General features: G+C 69.8%; 17 protein-coding genes. 11 read left to right on the forward strand and 6 right to left on the reverse strand.

What is annotated here, in order from left to right:
- Positions 1–22: 22 nt before the first annotated feature.
- The 7 genes from E3T54_RS14575 (at position 23) to E3T54_RS14605 (ending at position 8,345) form a co-directional block, all read left to right on the forward strand.
- The gene (locus E3T54_RS14575) at positions 23–1,090 is read left to right on the forward strand and encodes a BMP family protein (protein WP_134476319.1); all 1,068 of its coding nucleotides are present in this window, start codon (positions 23–25) and stop codon (positions 1,088–1,090) included.
- Positions 1,091–1,250: 160 nt separating this feature from the next.
- Positions 1,251–2,351, forward strand: a complete 1,101-nt coding sequence (locus E3T54_RS14580; RefSeq protein ID WP_134476320.1) for a BMP family protein — start codon at positions 1,251–1,253, stop codon at positions 2,349–2,351.
- Between the two features lie 79 nt (positions 2,352–2,430).
- Positions 2,431–3,951 carry an ABC transporter ATP-binding protein gene (locus E3T54_RS14585; protein ID WP_092323191.1) on the forward strand — a complete coding sequence of 507 codons (1,521 nt, stop codon included), beginning with the start codon at positions 2,431–2,433 and terminating at the stop codon, positions 3,949–3,951.
- Positions 3,948–5,249 carry an ABC transporter permease gene (locus E3T54_RS14590; protein WP_174844435.1) on the forward strand — a complete coding sequence of 434 codons (1,302 nt, stop codon included), beginning with the start codon at positions 3,948–3,950 and terminating at the stop codon, positions 5,247–5,249. Before E3T54_RS14585 ends, E3T54_RS14590 begins: the two co-directional genes overlap by 4 nt.
- Positions 5,246–6,541 carry an ABC transporter permease gene (locus tag E3T54_RS14595; RefSeq protein WP_134476321.1) on the forward strand — a complete coding sequence of 432 codons (1,296 nt, stop codon included), beginning with the start codon at positions 5,246–5,248 and terminating at the stop codon, positions 6,539–6,541. Before E3T54_RS14590 ends, E3T54_RS14595 begins: the two co-directional genes overlap by 4 nt.
- A gap of 20 nt (positions 6,542–6,561) precedes the next feature.
- Positions 6,562–6,978 carry a cytidine deaminase gene (locus E3T54_RS14600; protein WP_255452888.1) on the forward strand — a complete coding sequence of 139 codons (417 nt, stop codon included), beginning with the start codon at positions 6,562–6,564 and terminating at the stop codon, positions 6,976–6,978.
- A gap of 11 nt (positions 6,979–6,989) precedes the next feature.
- Positions 6,990–8,345, forward strand: coding sequence for a thymidine phosphorylase (locus E3T54_RS14605; protein ID WP_134476547.1), 1,356 nt, complete (start codon positions 6,990–6,992; stop codon positions 8,343–8,345).
- A 7-nt stretch (positions 8,346–8,352) separates the two neighbouring features.
- On the opposite strand, the gene E3T54_RS14610 is transcribed toward E3T54_RS14605, so the two are convergent.
- Complete coding sequence (locus tag E3T54_RS14610) at positions 8,353–9,297, reverse strand: nucleoside hydrolase (RefSeq protein ID WP_134476323.1); 945 nt, start codon at positions 9,295–9,297, stop codon at positions 8,353–8,355.
- Between the two features lie 178 nt (positions 9,298–9,475).
- On the opposite strand from E3T54_RS14610, the gene E3T54_RS14615 reads away from it, so the two are divergent.
- Genes E3T54_RS14615 through E3T54_RS14625 form a run of 3 tightly spaced genes read left to right on the forward strand, consistent with a single transcriptional unit; the run spans position 9,476 to position 11,372 of the window.
- Entirely contained in the window at positions 9,476–10,597 is a 1,122-nt protein-coding gene (locus E3T54_RS14615) for an adenosine deaminase (protein ID WP_134476324.1), read from the forward strand.
- Between the two features lie 41 nt (positions 10,598–10,638).
- Positions 10,639–11,103 carry a PTS sugar transporter subunit IIA gene (locus tag E3T54_RS14620; RefSeq protein WP_134476325.1) on the forward strand — a complete coding sequence of 155 codons (465 nt, stop codon included), beginning with the start codon at positions 10,639–10,641 and terminating at the stop codon, positions 11,101–11,103.
- A complete protein-coding gene (locus E3T54_RS14625; RefSeq protein WP_092323182.1) occupies positions 11,100–11,372 on the forward strand; it encodes a PTS sugar transporter subunit IIB in 273 nt (90 codons plus the stop codon). Before E3T54_RS14620 ends, E3T54_RS14625 begins: the two co-directional genes overlap by 4 nt.
- 1 nt (position 11,373) lies before the next feature.
- Here E3T54_RS14625 and E3T54_RS14630 read toward each other — a convergent pair whose 3' ends face one another.
- The 3 genes from E3T54_RS14630 to E3T54_RS14640 form a co-directional block, all read right to left on the reverse strand.
- Positions 11,374–12,627 carry a hypothetical protein gene (locus E3T54_RS14630; protein WP_134476326.1) on the reverse strand — a complete coding sequence of 418 codons (1,254 nt, stop codon included), beginning with the start codon at positions 12,625–12,627 and terminating at the stop codon, positions 11,374–11,376.
- Positions 12,628–12,663: 36 nt separating this feature from the next.
- The gene (locus E3T54_RS14635; RefSeq protein ID WP_241977270.1) at positions 12,664–14,331 is read right to left on the reverse strand and encodes a phospho-sugar mutase; all 1,668 of its coding nucleotides are present in this window, start codon (positions 14,329–14,331) and stop codon (positions 12,664–12,666) included.
- Positions 14,332–14,408: 77 nt separating this feature from the next.
- Positions 14,409–15,242: a purine-nucleoside phosphorylase gene (locus tag E3T54_RS14640; protein ID WP_134476328.1), complete on the reverse strand. Its 834-nt coding sequence runs from the start codon at positions 15,240–15,242 to the stop codon at positions 14,409–14,411.
- A 117-nt stretch (positions 15,243–15,359) separates the two neighbouring features.
- On the opposite strand from E3T54_RS14640, the gene E3T54_RS14645 reads away from it, so the two are divergent.
- Positions 15,360–16,796, forward strand: coding sequence for an NAD(P)H-quinone dehydrogenase (locus tag E3T54_RS14645; protein ID WP_134476329.1), 1,437 nt, complete (start codon positions 15,360–15,362; stop codon positions 16,794–16,796).
- Between the two features lie 158 nt (positions 16,797–16,954).
- On the opposite strand, the gene E3T54_RS14650 is transcribed toward E3T54_RS14645, so the two are convergent.
- Both E3T54_RS14650 and E3T54_RS14655 read right to left on the reverse strand, forming a co-directional pair.
- Positions 16,955–18,727, reverse strand: coding sequence for a biotin carboxylase N-terminal domain-containing protein (locus tag E3T54_RS14650; protein WP_134476330.1), 1,773 nt, complete (start codon positions 18,725–18,727; stop codon positions 16,955–16,957).
- A 100-nt stretch (positions 18,728–18,827) separates the two neighbouring features.
- On the reverse strand, positions 18,828–19,490 hold the full coding sequence (locus E3T54_RS14655) for a nucleoside triphosphate pyrophosphatase (protein WP_134476331.1): 663 nt from the start codon (positions 19,488–19,490) through the stop codon (positions 18,828–18,830).
- Positions 19,491–19,492 lie beyond the last annotated feature (2 nt).

Here is a 19,492-nt window from a genome sequence, read left to right on the forward strand (position 1 = left end):
CCACCCTCTGAAGGAGCGTCAGATGACTCGTCGTGGTTTCACCCTCCCGGCCGTCGCGGTTTCCGCCCTGCTGCTCGCCGGCTGCGCGCCGGCGCCGGAGCAGGACGCGCGCCCCAGCGGCACCGCCGCGCCCGACTACTGCGCGCGCATGGTGACCAACTCCGGCGGCCTCGAGGACCGCTCCTTCAACCAGTCGAGCTGGGAGGGACTCCAGCAGGCCGCCGCCGACTTCGACATCGGCGTCGACGCGATCGTGTCGACAGCGGAGACCGACCTGGCACCCAACGTCGAGCAGGCCGTGGCCACCGACTGCGACTTCATCCTGACCGTCGGCTACGAGCTCGCCGACGCCACGGCGGCCGCGGCGACGGCGAACCCCCAGTTGCACTTCTCGATCGTCGACGAGCAGGTCGCCGGGGAGAACATCAAACCGATCGTCTTCGACACGGCGCAGGCCGCTTTCCTGGCCGGGTACCTCGCCGCCGGCGTCAGCCGCACCGGGATCGTCGCGACGTTCGGCGGCGGCAACCAGCCGCCGGTGACCCTCTTCATGGACGGCTTCGTCGACGGGGTGGCCAAGTACAACGAACTTAGGGGGACCGCGGTGCGGGTGCTCGGCTGGGACAAGGCCACGCAGGACGGCGTGTTCACCGGCGACTTCGAGGACACCGTCAAGGGAAAGACGACCACCGAACGGTTCCTCGACCAGGGTGCGGACGTGATCATGCCGGTGGCGGGCCAGGTGGGCGAGGGCGCGGCGGCGGCCATCCTGGAGGATGGCGAGTCCTCCCTCATCTGGGTCGACAACGACGGCTACGAGTCCCTGCCGGCCCAGTTCCACCCGATCCTGCTCACCAGCGTGCTGAAGAACACGCAGGACGCTGTCGTGGAGATCATCGGGGCGGACCTCAAGGGTGATTTCTCCAGCGACCCGTACGTGGGCACCCTCAAGAACGGCGGTGTCGAGATCGCCCCGTTCCACGATCGGGCCGGGCTCGTCTCCAGCGAACTCGCCGCCGGCATCGACGAGTTGCGTGCCGCGATCGTCGCCGGAATCCTCAAGGTGACCAGCCCGAACACCCCCGGCTGACCCCCGTTCGGGGCCGCTGCGCTGCTCATCTGAGCAAGATTTCCCGGGGTATGTAACTGTTCGGTCACGACTCCTGTTTGCTCATCTGAGCAGGCAATTGTTCGCTAAGTTGGTCCCACATAGCCCCTGCCCACCGCAGGGCCGCATCTTGGAGGTCGCTTTGAGAATCACATCCCGTAAGCCCGCACTGAGCGGCCTTGCCGCGCTGGGTGTCGTCGCTCTCTTCGCCGGGTGTGCTCCGGCACCGGAGGAAGGCGGGGACACAAAGGCCCCCGTCGTCAGCGACTTCCTGCCCTGCATGGTTTCCGACGCCGGCGGGTTCGACGACAAGTCGTTCAACCAGCTGGGCTACGAAGGCCTGGTCAAGGCGGCCGACGAACTCGGCGTCAAGGAAAAGCACGTCGAGTCCGCCACGGCCACCGACTTCAAGCCCAACCTGACCAGCCTGGTCGACCAGGGCTGCAACCTGATCATCACCGTCGGGTTCGCCCTCGCCGAGGCCACCGCGGAATCCGCCAAGGCCAACCCGGACATCGAATACGTCAGCATCGATGACACCATCGACCTCGACTTCGACGGCAAGACCGACGTTCCGAACGCCAAGCCCATCGTGTTCGACACCGCCCAGGCGGCGTTCCTCGCCGGTTACCTGTCGGCGGGCGTCTCCGAGACCGGCAAGGTCGGAACCTACGGCGGAATGCAGTTCCCGACCGTCACCATCTTCATGGACGGTCTCGCCCAGGGCGTCGCACACTACAACAAGGAAAAGGGCACGAAGGTCGAGGTCGTCGGCTGGAACACCGAAACGCAGAAGGGCGTCTTCTCCGGTACGTTCAGCGCCGGCACCCAGCCCCTCACCGACGCGCAGAACCTGATCGACGCTGGCGTGGACGTGCTGCTGCCCGTCGGCGGCCCGATCTACCAGAGCGCCGCCGCGGCCATCCGCGACTCCGGCAAGGAGATCGCCCTGATCGGGGTCGACGCCGACGTCTTCGTGACGGACCCGTCCGTCGCCGACCTGCTGCTCACCTCGATCCTCAAGGGCATCGACGTCGGCGTGGAGGAAGCCGTCCTCAAGGCCGGCCGCGACGAGTTCGACGTGACGCCGTTCGTCGGAACGCTCGAGAACGACGGCGTCGGCCTGGCCGAGTTCCACGACTGGGCCGACAAGGTCCCGGCCGAGCTGCAGGATGAACTCGACAAGCTGCGCGACGACATCATCAGCGGCGACGTGAAGGTCACGTCCTACCTCGCCGGCTAATTTCGGCAGGTAAATCTGTGGGGAGGCGGGCTCCGGCCGGCCTCCCCACAACATCGTTAACCACCCTAGGATCGGGAACATGAAGCTCGAACTGCGCGGCATCACAAAGACGTTCGGTGCCCTGGTCGCGAACGACCACATCGACCTCACGGTCGAGGCGGGAGAGATCCACGCCCTGCTCGGAGAAAACGGCGCCGGCAAGTCAACGCTCATGAACGTGCTCTACGGCCTCTACCAGGCCGACGCCGGTGAGATCGTGCTCGACGGAGTGGTGCAGAAGTTCGCCGGTCCCGGTGACGCGATGAACGCCGGCATCGGCATGGTGCACCAGCACTTCATGCTGATCCCCGTCTTCACCGTCGCCGAGAACGTCATGCTCGGCCATGAGGAGACGAACGTCCTCGGCCGGCTCAACCTCGGCGCGGCCCGCAAAAAGGTCAAGGAGATCTCCGACCGATTCGGCTTCCACATCGACCCGGATGCGCTGATCGAGGACCTCCCCGTCGGCGTGCAGCAGCGGGTCGAGATCATCAAGGCGCTGTCCCGGGAGGCGCGCGTGCTCGTGTTCGACGAGCCGACTGCCGTGCTGACCCCGCAGGAAACCGACGAGCTGATGGCCATCATGCGCCAGCTCAAGGAAGCCGGGACCTCGATCGTGTTCATCACCCACAAGCTCCGTGAGGTGCGCGAGGTCGCCGACCGGATCACGGTGATCCGGCGCGGCAAGGTCGTCGGCGAAGCGTCTCCGACGGCGACGAACACCGAGCTGGCCTCACTCATGGTCGGCCGGGCCGTCGAACTGACCGTGCACAAGGACGAACCGAAGCTGGGTCACGAAGCCCTGGTCGTGCGCGACCTCTGCGTCATCGACGCGCGCCACCAGCTCGTCGTCAACCACGTCAGCTTCGAGGTCCAGGCCGGGGAAGTGCTCGTCATCGCCGGCGTGCAGGGCAACGGCCAGACCGAGCTGATCGAGGCCCTGATGGGCCTGCAGCCCCGGGTGACGGGCACGATCGAGCTCAACGGCACATCCCTGCGCGGCCTCAGCGTGCGCAAGATCCTCGACGCCGGCGTCGGATTCGTGCCGGAGGACCGCACCGAGGACGGCCTGGTCGCCGCCTTCACCGTCGCCGAGAACCTCATGCTCGACCGCAGCACCGGAGCACCGTTCGTCAAGGCGGGCACCCTGCAGCGCGGCTTCCTCGCGGATTTCGCCCGGGAAAAGGTGACCGAGTTCGACATCCGCACCCAGGGCATCGACTCCCTCGCCGGCCAGCTCTCCGGCGGCAACCAGCAGAAGGTCGTGCTCGCGCGCGAACTCAGCCGGGAACTGCACCTGCTCGTAGCGACGCAGCCGACCCGCGGCCTGGACGTCGGCTCGATCGAATTCGTGCACAAGCGCATCATCGCGACCCGGGACGCCGGCATCCCCGTCATCGTCGTCTCCACCGAACTCGACGAAGTCGTCGGACTCGCGGATCGAATCGCGGTCATGTACCGCGGAGGAATCGTAGGTATCGTGCCCGGAACCACCCCACGCAGCGTCCTTGGACTCATGATGACGGGCGAACCCGCCCCCGGAACGGAGGCCGTGGCATGAGCGACAGCACCCAGCCGCCGGCCGAGCCCGCCGGCGCCGTGGCGGCGCCAGCCGACCACCCCGACGCCCCCCGGGGGCAGGACGCCGACTCGGAGCGCTGGTCGCAGGCCATGCGCGACATCGTGGGCGGGAGCGCCGCCATCTCGGTGCTCGCCGTGTTCCTCGCCCTCGTCGTCGGCGCCATCCTGATCGCCCTCACCGATGAGCCGGTCCAGAAAGCCTCCGGCTATCTCTTCGCCCGGCCGGGGGACATGTTCGCCGCCGTGTGGGATTCCGTCTCCGGCGCCTACTCGGCGCTCTTTCAGGGGTCGATCTACAACTTCCGCCGGCCGGGATTCGCCGCCGGAATCCGTCCGCTCACAGAGACCCTCACCTTTGCCACGCCGCTGATCGCTGCCGGTCTCGGCGTCGGCCTGGCCTTCCGGGTCGGGATGTTCAACATCGGTGGCCGCGGGCAGATGCTGATCGCCGCCGCCAGCGCCGGCTGGGTGGCATTCGCCGTCGATCTGCCCGCCGGGATCCACCTCATCGTCGCCGTGCTCGCCGGCCTCGTCGGCGGGGCGCTGTGGGGCGGCATCGTCGGCCTGCTCAAGGCCCGCACGGGCGCACACGAGGTCATCGTCACGATCATGCTCAACTTCGTGGCGCTGTACCTGGTCTCGTACCTGCTGCGCACCCCCGGGCTGCTGCAGGAACCGGGGTCAAGCAACCCGCAAACGCCGCCGATGAAACCCACCGCCGTCTTCCCCGACCTCCTGGGGCCGACGTACAACCTGCACGCCGGCTTCCTCACGGTCGTCGCCGCAACGATCTTCGTCTGGTGGCTGCTCAGCCGCTCGAACCTCGGGTTCCAGTTCCGAGCCGTGGGTGAGAACCCGAACGCCGCGCGAGTCGCCGGAATCAACGTGCAGAGCGTGTATGTGAGCGCGATGCTCATCTCCGGCGGGCTCGTCGGCCTGGCCGGGATCAACCAGGTGCTCGGCACCGTGACCACCGGTTTCGGCGCCGGGATCGACGCGAACATCGGCTTCGACGCCATCACGGTGGCCCTGCTGGGCCGTTCGCGGCCCTGGGGGATCTTCTTCGCCGGCGTTTTGTTCGGCGCGTTCAAGGCCGGGGGCTTCTCGATGCAGGCGGCCGAGGGCGTCCCCATCGACATCGTCCTCGTCGTGCAGTCCCTGATCGTGCTCTTCATCGCGGCGCCGCCGCTGGTGCGCGCGATCTTCCGGCTCCCGACACCGGGAACCAAACCCAGGTCGCGACCGACCGTCGTGAAGAAGGAGGTGACGGCGGGATGAGCACCATCACCCAGACCGTCCAGCCGAGCCAGGGCCAGCCGGCCCTGAGCACGGTCGTGCTCCGCAGCTGGAAGGCCGCGATCGCCCTCAGCATCTTCGCGGTCCTCGGCCTGCTCATCTTCGTCCTCCTCGGCGTGGACACCCAGGGGCAGGTGAGCACCTTCCGGCTGTCCCAGTCGCGCGATCTGATCCAGCTCCCGGACCTGGTGCTGCCGACCTTCGTCACCGCTGTCGTCTCCAGCATCCTGCTGTTTGCCATGGCCGCCTGGTCGATTTGGATCACCACTCACTCCCGCAAGGTGCCGCTCTTGCTCGTCGTGGTCTTCGCGGTGGTCTTCATGATCGGGTTCCTCACCTGGGCGGCAGCAGGCTCGACGATCCCCGTCCCGGGGCTCTTCGTGGGCACCATCACCCTCAGCGTCCCGCTGATCTTCGGGGCGCTCGGCGGTGTGATCTCCGAACGTTCCGGGGTCGTGAACGTGGCCATCGAGGGTCAGCTCCTCGCCGGGGCGTTCAGCTCCGCCGTCGTCGCCTCGATCACCGGCAACCCGTACCTCGGGCTCGTCGCCGCGGCGATCGCCGGCGTGCTCGTCTCGTTCGTGCTCGCCGCGTTCTCGATCAAGTACCTCGTCGACCAGGTCATCGTCGGTGTCGTGCTCAACGTGCTCGTGATCGGGCTGACGAGCTTCTTTTTCTCCCAGCTCCTCTCACCCAATGCCGCGGCGCTCAACACACCGGAGCGTTTCCCCCGGATCAACATCCCGCTGCTGAGCGAGATCCCGATCCTCGGCCCGGCGCTCTTCCGCCAGACGTTCATCGTCTACTTCATGTATGTCGCCGTCGCCGTGATCTACTTCGGGCTGTTCCACACGAAGTGGGGACTGCGGCTGCGCTCCGTCGGTGAGCACCCCAAGGCCGCCGACACCGTGGGCATCAACGTCAACGGCACCCGGTTTTGGAACGTGTCCCTGGCCGGTGCCATCGTCGGCTTCGGCGGTGCGTACTTCACCCTCGGATCCGTCGGCGCATTCAACAAGGAAATGACAGCCGGCCTCGGCTTCATCGCCCTCGCCGCCGTCATCTTCGGCCGGTGGGACCCGCTGAAGGCGACCCTCGCGGCGCTTCTGTTCGGTTTCGCCAGCAACCTGCAGAACGTACTCAGCATCATCGGGTCACCGGTGCCGAGCGAGTTCATGCTCATGCTCCCGTACGTCGTGACGATCTTCGCCGTCGCCGGCCTCGTCGGCCGGTCCCGGCCGCCTGCCGCCGACGGCAAGCCGTATATCAAGTGATGACTTCAGGAGCGGATGACGTGACCCCACCAGCGGGCGACATCGACTGGGATGCGCTGCGCGAAGCGGCCATGACGGCGATGGCCCTGGCCTATGTGCCGTACTCGAATTTCCCGGTCGGGGTGGCGGCACTCGTCAGCGACGGGCGGATCATCAGCGGCTGCAACGTGGAGAACGCGTCCTACGGGCTCACGCTCTGCGCCGAATGCGCCCTCGTCTCGTCGCTGCACATGACCGGGGGCGGCCGGCTGGTCGCGTTCACCTGCGTCGACGGCCACGGGCAGGCGCTGATGCCGTGCGGCCGCTGCCGCCAGCTGCTCTACGAACACTCCGCGCCCGGCATGCTGCTGGAGACGGTCTCGGGCCTGCGCACCATCGATGAGGTGCTGCCGGATGCCTTCGGGCCCAGGCAGCTGGCCGAGTACCAGGGAGAATGACGGGGATGACCATGGACTCCAGTGCCGGCGCCAGCGCCACCGCCCTTCCGGCCGGTTCGGCCGGGCGCATCGAGGCGTTCGACACCGTCGACCTCATCCACGCCAAACGCGACCGCGGCGAACTCAGCACCCCGCAGATCGACTGGCTGATCGACGCGTACACCCGCGGCTATGTGGGCGACGAGCAAATGGCCGCCATGGCCATGGCCATCTTCCTCAACGGCATGACCCGCCGGGAGATCCGCGACCTGACCATGGCGATGATCGACAGCGGCGAACGGATGAGCTTCGAAGGCCTCGGCAAGCCGACCACCGACAAGCACTCCACCGGCGGCGTCGGCGACAAGATCACCCTGCCGTTGATGCCCCTCGTCGCGGTGTTCGGCGTGGCCGTGCCCCAGCTGTCCGGCCGCGGCCTCGGCCACACCGGGGGCACCCTCGACAAGCTCGAATCCATCCCGGGCTGGCGCGCCAACCTCACAAACGAGCAGATGTTCGCCCAGCTGCGCGAGGTCGGCGGCGTGATCTGCGCCGCGGGCAGCGGCCTGGCCCCGGCCGACGGCAAGCTCTACGCCCTCCGCGACATCACCGGCACCGTCGAGGCGATCCCACTGATCGCCTCCTCGATCATGTCGAAGAAGATCGCCGAGGGCACCAAGGCGCTCGTGCTCGACGTCAAGTTCGGCTCCGGCGCCTTCCTCAAGAACATCGAACAGTCCCGGGAACTGGCCCGCACCATGGTCGCGCTCGGCCAGGATGCCGGGGTCGCGACCTCCGCGCTGCTCACCAACATGAACGTCCCGCTCGGCCTCGCCATCGGCAACGCGAACGAGGTGCGCGAGTCGGTGGAGGTGCTTGCCGGCGGCGGGCCGGCCGACATCGTCGAGCTCACGATCACGCTGGCGCGCGAGATGCTCGCCCTCGCCGGCAAGACCGACGTCGACGTCGAGGCCGCCCTGAAGGACGGCCGGGCGATGGACAAGTGGCGCCAGGCCATCCGCGCCCAGGGCGGCGACCCGGATGCCGCGCTGCCGGTCGCCCGCGAAACCCACGTCGTTCTCGCCGACCGGGACGGCATCCTCGTGCAGCAGGACGCCCTGCCGTTCGGCATCGCAGCCTGGCGGCTCGGCGCCGGCCGCGCCCGCAAGGGGGACCCGGTGCAGCACTCGGCCGGCGTCGACCTGCACGCCAAGCCGGGGGACGCCGTCACGAAGGGCCAGCCGCTGTTCACGCTGAGCGCCGACGAGCCCGCCCGGTTCCCGCGCGCGCTCGAGTCGGTCGAGGGCGCCTGGCGGATCGGCGACCCGGGTGAGCCGGTGCTGACCGGCGGCCCGCTGATCGCCGAGCGCATCACCGCCGACGACTGACCCGCTTCTACTCGGGGTCGCCGATCCGCTCGAGCGCGTCGACGATCAACGACCAGAACTTCTCGTGGTCCAGGTCGACGGCGACCTGCGTGGTGCAGTCCGCCGGGGCGGGGGCTCGGAAGTCGGCGACGGTCATGCCCAGGGTGAGCGTGCCGGTGAGTTCCACATCGAGCGGGGTGCGGCGCACCGCGATCACGCTGGGATCGATCACGTAGGCCACCGCGCACGGGTCGTGCACCGGCGGGTGGTCGAAGCCCTGCGCCTCCTTGTAGGTCCCGGCGAAGAACTCGAGAAGCTCCCCGACGAACCTGGCCGGCCCGGTGCCGACCGCGGCGATCCGCGCCGCCACGGCGGGCGTCGCGAGCGCCTGGTGGGTGAGGTCGAGGCCGATCATGGTGAGCGGCCACTTCTCGTTGAAGACGATGTGCGCGGCCTCCGGGTCGATCACGATGTTGAACTCGGCCGTCGCCGACCAGTTGCCCACGTGGTATCCGCCGCCCATCAGCACGACCTCCCTGACCCGCTGGGCGATCCGGGGTTCCTTGCGCACGGCCAGGGCGATGTTGGTGAGCGCACCGGTGGGCACGAGGGTGATCTCGCCGGGCTCGTGCGCCATGATCGTGTCGATGATGAGGTCGACGGCGTGCCGGGGGTCGAGCCGGATGACGGGCTCGGGGAGCACCGGGCCGTCGAGGCCGGACTCGCCGTGGATGGTCGGCGCCGTCTCGATCCGGCGCACGAGCGGACGCGCGCAGCCGGCCGCGAACGGCACGCCGGTGATGCCGGCCACGCGCGCGACGGACAGGGCGTTTCGGGTGACCTTGTCGAGGGTCTGGTTGCCCATCACGGTGGTGACGGCGACGAGGTCGATGTCGGGGTTGCCGTGCGCGAGCAGCAGCGCGATCGCGTCGTCGTGGCCCGGGTCGCAGTCGAGGATGATTTTGGTCGGCATGTGCCCAATCTATCCGCGCGTCGCTAGTGGCCCGCCCCGAGTGGGCGACCGGTTGAGTTGCGGGGAAAGTACCTTCGTCAGCACTGTGAAGGTACTTTCTCCGCGATTCGGCGTGGCACCCAGCGAGCATTCAGGAAACAGGGAGGCTCGCGGGGCGCTCCGCCGGTAGATTAGGGGGGTGAACACGAGCCCAGACGAATACCTGCTGCCCGGCGGCGGAGCGAGCATCAACGCCCTGCCCAAGATCTCCCTGCACGACCACCTCGACGGCGGGCTGCGCCCCGCGACGATCGTCGAGCTGGCCGACTCCGCCGGCGTCGACCTGCCGACGACGGATGCCGCGAGCCTGGGCTCCTGGTTCGCCAGGCAGGCCAACTCCGGCTCCCTGGTCGAGTACCTCAAGACCTTCGACGTGACCACCGCCGTCATGCAGACCCGCGAGGGGCTCGTGCGCGTCGCCCGCGAATTCGTGGAAGACCTGGCCCGCGACGGCGTGATCTACGGCGAGGTCCGCTGGGCCCCCGAACAGCACCTCACCCGCGGACTGACCCTCGACCAGGCCGTCGAGGCGGTGCAGGAGGGTCTTGACGCCGGTGTCGAGCACGTCGGACAGGCCGGCCACGACATCCGCATCGGCCAGCTTGTCACGGCCATGCGGCACGCGAACCATAGCCTCGAGATCGCCGAACTGGCCGTTCGCCACCGGGGGAACGGCGTCGTCGGCTTCGACATCGCCGGAGCGGAGCTGGGTTTCCCGGCCCGCAACCACGTGGCCGCCTTCGACTACCTCGCCCACGAGTTCATGCCGGTCACCGTGCACGCCGGCGAGGCCGACGGGCTGGAGAGCATCCGCGGGGCCCTGTTCGACGGTCGCGCCCTGCGCCTCGGTCACGGCGTTCGCCTCGCCGAAGACGTGAAGATCGGCCGCGCCGACGGCGACAACACATTCGTCACTCTCGGCCCGCTCGCCCAGTGGGTGCGCGACCGCGAGATCGCCCTGGAGCTGAGCCCGTCCTCCAACCTGCAGACCGGCGCGATCGCGGCCTGGGGCAAGGACCTGCTCGACCACCCGTTCGACCTGCTCTACCAGCTCGGCTTCCGGGTCACCGTCAACACCGACAACCGCCTGATGAGCAATACCACCCTCTCGAAGGAGATGGCGCTGCTCAGCGACGCCTTCGGCTACGACATAGACGACCTCGAGGTGTTCCAGCTCAACGCGGCCGCGGCGGCGTTCCTCCCGCTCGAAGAACGCGAGGAACTGGCGGATGCCATCGTCGCCGGATTCGAGAACGAGTAGGCATCGGCCGCTCCGGTCGAGCCCGCGCGAACCGTGACACGATGACGCTCCTGCCCCTTCCCCTCGACGCGATCGAGATCGGCGTGCATGCCGATACCTGGCGTGCCGCAGTGACCGCGGCGGGAGACGCGCTGCAGCGCTCCGGCGCCACCGAGGCCGGCTACACCGAACGGATGATCCGCGTCATCGACGAATTCGGTGCCTACGTCGTGATCGCGCCCGGGCTGGCCCTGGCCCACGCCCGGCCGGGGCCCGATGTGGTCACCGAAGGCCTGAGCATCGTCACCCTGGCCGAACCTGTCGCGTTCGGGCATCCGCACAACGACCCGGTCGGCGTCATCGTCGGCCTGGCCGTGAGGAACGGCGACGAGCACCTGCATGTCGTCGCCCAACTCGCCAATGTGTTCAACGATCCGCAGGTGATCCCCGCGATCGCGGCGGCGACGGATGCCGAGGCCATCCGTTCCCTGCTCGGAATGACCGACTCCGCGAAGGAACCGGAATGAAAATCGTCGTCATGTGCGGTGTCGGAATCGGAACATCCGCCATTCTCAAGGTCAACGCCGAACGCGCGCTGGAACGGCTCGACATCGACGCCGACGTGACGGCCACCGACGTCGCCGGCGTGCAGGCGGCCGGCTCGGACGCGCAGGTCATCCTCACCTCGCCGGAGCTCGTGCACGCGATCGGCAAGACCAACGCCGACGTCATCGTGATCGACAACTACTTCGACCTGGACGAGCTCACCGCGAAGCTGGAAGCGGCCCTGGGCTAGTTCAGGCGATGCCCGGAGCCGCCGGGCCGAGGGCCCGCCTGGGCCGATTGAGGCGAGGGAACACGACGGCTGCGAGCACAACGGCGAGCACCGGAGACGCGAAGGCGACGAGGAGCAGAGCCGCGCCGGTGAGCACGGTCAGGCCGAGGCCGATCAGTGCCGCGGTGGCGGCCCGGCCCGGTCCGGCCAGCGGCAGCCGGGCGAACGCGCCCACCGCGATCGCCAGCCCGTAGAGGAGCAGGCCGATGGCGGCGAGAAACCAGCCCACGGCTGAGCCCGCGCCGGCAGTCAGCACGGTGTCGACGGAGAACGTGGCCTCGGCCAGGAGCGCGCCGGCCAGCAGCGCGGCCGGAGCCCAGGCGGCCCACCGCGGCGCGTGCCTCGTTCGGCGCCGGTGCGCCACGAGCGCCAGGGCGAGCAGGAGCGGCAGCGCGCCGACGAGTCCCGCCGCTATGCCCCAGCCCATTGCCGTTGTGCCGTCGAGGCCGCGCCCGAGCCACGGCCAGTGCCTGCCGGACAGAGCGAAGGCCACGGCGCCCGCGCCGAGCCCGGCGCTGAGCCAGGCCAGCGCCGCCGGGGCGCGGCCGACCGGGGAATGCGCCCCGGGCGCCGCATCCCCGCCGGCGCTCTCCCCGCCGCCGTCCCCGGCGCCCTCGGGCCTGGCGCTCGCACGGGAGGCGCCGGGCGCGCCGGCAAGGAGCACGAGCACGGTGACCGCGATGCTCGCCAGCACGGGGGTGACCGGCGCGACGAACGACAGCCCGATGGCCGGCGCGGCGAACACGGCCAGCAGGCCGGCCAGGCCGATCCGGCGGGGGCGGGGGAGTGTCGTGCGGCGGAACAAAACATCGAGGGCCACGAAGGCCGAGGCCGCGCCGAGCAGCCAGCTCGTGCCGAGGAAGACGAGGAACAGATCGGCGAACGGGGTGGACGGGAGCCCGGCGTCCGCCAGGTCGAAGCCGACCGCCCAGGCGGCCGTCGCGAGGGCCCCGGCCGTGAACGCCGCCAGGCCGAGCGCCACGGCGACGGCGGCGCTGCCGGCCGGAACGCGGCGTGACCGCACGCCCCAGCCGGCGAGGGCGATCAGGAGCAGTGTGGGCGCGACGCCGTTGCCGAGAGCGTTGCCCAGGAGCGCCCGGCCGAGTTCCGCAGCCGGGCCCAGGCGGAGCCAGAGACCAAGGGTGGCCGTGACCAGCGCGACGAACCCGAGCCACGCCTCACCGACGTACCGCGCCGTTCCCCCCGGAGTGCTCATGCCGCCAGTATGGCAGCGCCCCGGGCCTGCCGAACGCTAGGCGATCAGGGCGCGCATGCCGCGGTCGAGGTCGGCGAGGGTGGCCTCAGCGGCGGCCTTGCGCTCGGGCACCGTGCCGATCGAGGAGCGCGTGTCGAGGTAGACCTTGAGCTTGGGTTCGGTGCCGCTCGGGCGCACCATCACCCGGGACCCGTCGGCGAGGCGGATCCGCAGCACGTCACTGGGCGGGAGCCCGCCGACGCCCTGGCTGAGGTCGTCGATGGAATCGACCCGGATGCTGCCCACGAGTTCGGGGGGATTCGCGCGCAGCCGCGCCATCACCCGGTCGATCTCCGCGACGTCGGTGACCCGCACCGAGATCTGGCCGGAGGCGAAGTGCCCGAACCGCTCGCTGAACCGGTCGAGGTGGTCGGCGACGGTGAGGCCGTCCGCCTTGAGCTCGTCGGCCAGGGCGAGGAACGCGAGCGCGGCGGAGATGCCGTCCTTGTCGCGCACCACGGCGGGGTTCACGAGGTAGCCGAGGGCCTCTTCGTAGCCGAAGATCAGCGCCGGGGCGCGGGAAACCCACTTGAACCCGGTGAGGGTCTCGACGAAATCGAGGCCGTACGCCGTGGCGACGGAGGCCAGCGCCGGGGACGACACGATCGAGCAGGCCAGGGTCCCGGTGGGGCCCTCCGGCGAGTTCGCGGCGATCTCGGCCGCGCGCCAGCCCAGGATCGCGCCCACCTCGTTGCCGCTCAGGCGGCGGTAGCCGTCCGGGGAGTCGGCGTCGGGGATGGCGATGGCGAGACGGTCGGCGTCGGGGTCGTTGGCGATGATCAGCTCGGCGCCGGCCTCCCGGGCGGTGGCGTAGGAGAGGTCCATCGCACCCGGTTCCTCGGGGTTCGGGAAGGCGACGGTGGGGAACGCGGCATCCGGGGCGATCTGCGCGTCGACGAGGGTCGGCAGGTCGAAGCCGGCGGCCTCGAGCACCCGGCGGGTGGTGTCCCAGCCGACGCCGTGCAGGGCCGTGTAGACGGCGTTGACCTGGGCGCGCGGCGGCGGCGCCAGGCTCGCGGTCGCCTCGATGTAAGCCTGCACGACCGACTCGGGGGCGGTCTCGTAGGCGGCCCGGGGCAGCTCCGGCACGAGGCGCTCGGCGGCCACGCGCAGGATTTCGGCGGCGATGCCCGCGTCGTCGGGGGACACGATCTGCGAGCCCTCGTTCTCCCCGCCGAGGTAGACCTTGTAGCCGTTGTCGTTGGGCGGGTTGTGCGAGGCCGTCACCATGACGCCCGCGCTGGCGCCGAGGTGCCGCACGGCGAAGGCGAGCACCGGGGTCGGCAGCAAACGGGGGAGCAGGATGGCGCGCACCCCGGCTCCCGCCATCAGCGCCGCCGTGTCGGTGGCGAACACGGAGGACTTCTTGCGTCCGTCGTAGCCCACGACGACCGAGGGGACGGTGCCTTCCGGGGCGCGGGCGACCAGGAACGCGGCGAGGCCGGCGGCGGCCTGGGCGACGAGCACGCGGTTCATCCGGTTCGAGCCGGCCGCGATCGCACCGCGCAGCCCGGCGGTGCCGAAGGCGAGCCGTTCGTCGAAGCGGGAATGCAGTTCGGCGAGGGCCTCGGGGTCGCCGGCGGCCGCCGACGAGACGAGCGGGCGGAGTTCGCCCTGGGTTTCGGGGTCGGGATCCTGGCCGAGCCACGCCCGGGCCGCTGCGATGACCGGATCGGCGGCATCCGCGGCAGTCGGTGCGGAGTGCCGCCCGCGCGCGTCGGGCCCGGCGCCGTTCTCCGGGCTCACAGGGCGGCCACGATCCGGGCGAGGAGGGCGCTGATCACGGGTTCGGCGTCGCGGCCGGCCTCGAGCACCTCGGTGTGGCTGAGCGGTTCCTTCTGGATGCCGGCGGCGAGGTTCGTGATCAGGGACATGCCGAGGATCTCCATGCCGGACTGCCGGGCGGCAATCGCTTCGAGCGCGGTCGACATCCCGACGATGTGGCCGCCGATGACCTTCGCCATCTGCACCTCCGCGGGCGTCTCGTAGTGCGGGCCGCGGAACTGGCAGTACACGCCCTCGTCGAGGGTCGGTTCGATGGTGCGGGCCAGGTCGCGCAGCCGGCTCGAGTACAGGTCGGTCAGGTCGACGAAGGTCGCTCCCTCGAGCGGCGAATCCGCGGTGAGGTTGATGTGGTCGCTGATCAGCACGGCTGTGCCCGGCTTCCAGGTCTCGCGGATGCCGCCGGCCCCGTTGGTCAGGATCATCGTGGTCGCCCCGGTGGCGGCGGCCGTGCGCACGCTGTGCACGACCCGGCGCACGCCGTGGCCCTCGTAGTAGTGCGTGCGCGCGCCGATCACCAGCGCGCGCTTGCCGCTCGGGAGCAGCACCGAGCGGAGCATGCCGCCGTGCCCTTCCAGCGCGGGGGCGCCGAACCCGGTGATCTCCTGCGCGGGAATCGTGTGCGTGGTCTCGCCGATCAGGCCGGCGGCGCTGCCCCAGCCGCTGCCGAGGGTGAGGGCGACGTCGTGCCGGTCGACCCCGGTGATGCGGGCGATTTCCGCGGCGGCGATCCGGGCGATCTCAAAGGGATCGGCATCGGGCAGGTCAAGCGGGTTGGTCGGGGTCGTGAGCATCCCACCACTCTAATTGCCTGTCGAATTCGACGGACATATTGCTCACATGTGGGCGGTGTGGCGTTCCGACGAGGGCGCGGTTTGGCGAGGGGTGCCGTGGAGCGAGAGAATAGAGCAATGGCCTACGAGTTTGAACGCAAGCAACGCATCGCCGTACTCGGCGGAGGGCCCGGCGGCTACGAGGCGGCTCTTGCCGGCGCCCAGCAGGGAGCCGATGTCACCCTGGTCGAGCGAGTCGGTGTCGGCGGATCCGCAGTGCTCACGGATGTCGTGCCGTCCAAGTCCCTGATCGCCACGGCCGAGGCCTCCAACTCCATCGGCGAAGCCACCGACCTCGGGGTGCAGTTCTTCGTGCGCGGGGACACCGGCAAGCCGTCCCGGCCGGAGGTTGCGATCAACCTGACCGCGGTCAACAAGCGTCTTCTGGCGATGGCACGGCAGCAGTCCGAAGACATGAAGGCCACGCTCATGCACGCCGGCGTGCGCCTCGTGCAGGGCCACGGCCGGCTCGACGGCACCAGCGGCGTCATCGTGTCCACGGCGGACGGCGAATCGGGCACCGACTTCGACCGGATCGACGCAGACACCATCGTCGTGTCGGTCGGCGCGAGCCCGCGCATCCTGCCGTCGGCGCTGCCGGACGGCGAACGCATCCTCACCTGGACCCAGCTCTACAACCTGCGCGCCGTGCCGGAGCACCTGATCGTCGTCGGGTCCGGCGTCACCGGCGCCGAGTTCGCCTCCGCCTACCGCGCCCTCGGCGCGAAGGTCACCCTCATCTCCAGCCGCGACCAGGTGCTGCCCGGCGAGGACGCCGACGCCGCGCACGTGATCGAGAACGTGTTCAAGCGCAACGGCATGGTCGTGCTGTCCAAGTCACGCGCGTCCTCGGTCGAGCGCACGGCCGGCGGCGTCGTCGCCACCCTGTCCGACGGCCGCACGGTCGAGGGCAGCCACTGCCTGATCGCGGTCGGCTCCGTGCCGAACACCGCCGGGATCGGCCTGGAGGAGGCGGGCGTGCAGCTGGCCGACTCCGGCCACATCCGGGTCAACCGGGTCGCCCGCACGTCGATGCCGAACGTCTACGCGGCCGGGGACTGCACGACCGAGCTGCCGCTGGCATCCGTCGCGTCGATGATGGGCCGCACGGCCGTCTTCCACGCGATGGGCGACGCGGTCAACCCGATCGAGATCCGCAACGTGGCCGCGAACATCTTCACCCAGCCGGAGATCGCGACCGTCGGCTGGTCGCAGAAGCAGATCGAGGAGGGGCTCATGCAGGGCGACATCTACAAGCTGCCGCTCGCCTCGAACCCCCGCGCCAAGATGATGGGCATCAAGGACGGCTTCGTGAAGCTGTTCGCCCGCACCGGCAGCGGCACCGTGATCGGCGGCGTGATCGTGGCCCCCAAGGCCAGCGAGCTGATCTTCCCGCTCGCCCTCGCGGTCGAGCACCGGCTCACCGTCGACGACGTCGCGCAGGCGTTCCCGGTCTACCCGTCGCTCACCGGCTCGATCACGGATGCCGCCCGCGCCATGCACGTCGTCCTCTAACGCCCCTCGATACCCCGCGAAACCGCAGTTGTGCGCGCTAAAACACGCTCATAACGCGCACGAGTGCAGACTCGCGGAAGGGATTGTCGGCGCGCGTTAAGCGTTCGAGTTCAGGGGGCTGCCGGATGAGGGGCTGCCGCCTTTCGTGACGCTGCGCGTCACGCAGCGTCGAGGACGGTGAGCAGAAGGTGGCCGGATGACACGGTCGTCCCGACCTCGGCGCCAATGCTGCCGATCACGCCGTCCTTGTGCGCCATCAGCGGCTGCTCCATCTTCATCGCCTCGAGCACCAGCAGCAGGTCACCCTTGACGACGGCGTCTCCCACGGCCACGAGCATCTTCACGATGGTGGCCTGCATGGGCGACTTGACGGCGTCGCCGGTGGCCGTGTCGATGGCGTGGGCGCCCGCGCGACGGCGGGGGGCCGGGCCGCCGGTGGCCTGGGCCGCGCCGCCGGGCAGCAGACGCGTGGGGAGGGACACTTCGATGCGCCTGCCCTCGACCTCGACTACCACGCTGTGCCGCTTCTGCGGTCCGGCGGTCTCCTCCAGGGTGCCGCTCCACGGTTCGATGGTGTTCTCGAACTCGGTTTCGATCCACCGGGTGTACACCGAGAACGGTGCGCCGCCGGCCGGGGCGAACGCGGGGTCGCGCACGATCGCACGGTGGAACGGCAGCACGGTCGGCAGCCCGGCCACTTCGAACTCATCCAGGGCGCGCCGGGAGCGCTCGAGGGCCTCTTCGCGGGTGGCGCCGGTGACGATGAGCTTGGCGAGCAGGGAGTCGAACGACCCCGAGATTTCGTCGCCCGCCTGCACGCCGCTGTCGACGCGCACGCCGGGGCCGCCGGCGGGCTTGAAGACGTGCACGGGGCCCGGTGCCGGCATGAAGCCGCGGCCGGCATCCTCGCCATTGATCCGGAATTCGAAGGAGTGCCCGACGGCGACCGGGTCACCGTAGGTGAGCTCTCCACCCTCCGCCATCCGGAACTGCTCGCGGACGAGGTCGATGCCGGTGACCTCCTCGGAGACGGGGTGCTCGACCTGCAGGCGGGTGTTGACCTCGAGGAACGAGACTGTGCCGTCCTGGCCGATCAGGAACTCGCAGGTTCCGGCGCCCACGTAGCCGACCTCGGCGAGGATGGCCTTCGAGGCGCGGTACATCTCGGTGGTCTGCGCCTCGGTGAGGAACGGAGCCGGCGCTTCTTCGACCAGCTTCTGGTGGCGCCGCTGGAGCGAGCAGTCCCGGGTGGAGACGACGACCACGTTGCCGTGCATGTCGGCGAGGCACTGGGTCTCCACGTGGCGGGGCTTGTCCAGGTACTTCTCGACGAAGCATTCACCCCGCCCGAACGCGGCCACGGCCTCGCGCGTGGCCGAATCGAAGAGTTCGGGGATTTCTTCACGGGTGCGGGCGACCTTGAGGCCGCGTCCGCCGCCACCGAAGGCGGCCTTGATCGCGACGGGCAGCCCATGCACGTCGACGAAGTCGAGCACCTCGGATGCGTCGACGACCGGATTGAGGGTGCCCGGGGCCATCGGGGCGTGCACCTTCTCGGCCACGTGCCGGGCGGACACCTTGTCGCCGAGCTTCTCGATCGCCGCGGCCGACGGGCCGATCCAGATCAGGCCGGCGTCGATGACGGCGCGGGCGAAGGCGGCGTTTTCGGCGAGGAAGCCGTAGCCGGGGTGCACCGCGTCGGCGCCGGAGCGGCGGGCAATGGAGAGGATCTTCTCGATCACGAGGTAGGTTTCGGCGCTGGTGGTCCCCTCGAGGCCGTACGCCTCGTCGGCGAGCCGCGCGTGCAGGGCGTCGCGATCCTGGTCGGCGTAGACGGCGACGGAGAGGATGCCGCTGTCCTTCGCGGCGCGGATCACCCGGACGGCGATCTCGCCCCGGTTGGCGATGAGGACCTTCGTTATAAGCGACACAGTGACCTAGCTTAGGCGGCGCGGTGAGCCGGGCTTTGGTTCCGTCATACAAAAAGGTGCCGGTAAGGAGTGCGGATCCCTACAACGATTGCCCGAGCGTTCAGAGGGCCCCGGTGCGGTTCCACAGGCTCGGCCACGAGTATCCGAGACCCGAAACCAGCCGGCGCAGCGTCGGCAGGGACAGCCCGACGACCGTCGATGGGTCGCCGGAAATGCGGGTGATGAACGGCCCGCCGAGGCTGTCGATCGTGAAGGCGCCCGCCACGAAGAGGGGCTCGCCGGTGGCGATGTACGCGTCGAGTTCATCGTCGCCGATGTCGTCGGCGAAGGTGACGTCGGCGACGGCGACCGCGCCGACCGCCCGCCCGGGCGCGCCGCCCAGTTGCTCGATCAGCCAGTGGCCCGAATACAGCTGCCCCGTGCGGCCGCGCTGGTTGTGCCAGCGCTCACGGGCCTTTTCCGGCGTGTGCGGTTTGCCGTAGATGACCCCGTCGATCACGAAGACGGAGTCCCCGCCCAGGATGAGGCCGTCGATGGGCGCCGCCGCGTCCGCCGCGTTCCCGGCCCGCGACACGGCCTCGGCCTTGGCCCGGGCCAGCAGCTCCACCACGTGGTGCGGGGTCAGCGGGGCTCCCTGCACCCGGGCTGCCTCCGCAGCGACCGCGTGCTCGTCGACGTCGGGGGCCAGCGTCACCGGTTCGATCCCGGCCGAACGCAGCAGCGTGAGTCGCGCCGGCGAGGTCGAGGCGAGGTAGAGGCGCATGG

Source organism: Cryobacterium sp. Sr8, assembly GCF_004403225.1.
In the GTDB taxonomy this organism is placed as follows: domain Bacteria; phylum Actinomycetota; class Actinomycetes; order Actinomycetales; family Microbacteriaceae; genus Cryobacterium; species Cryobacterium psychrotolerans.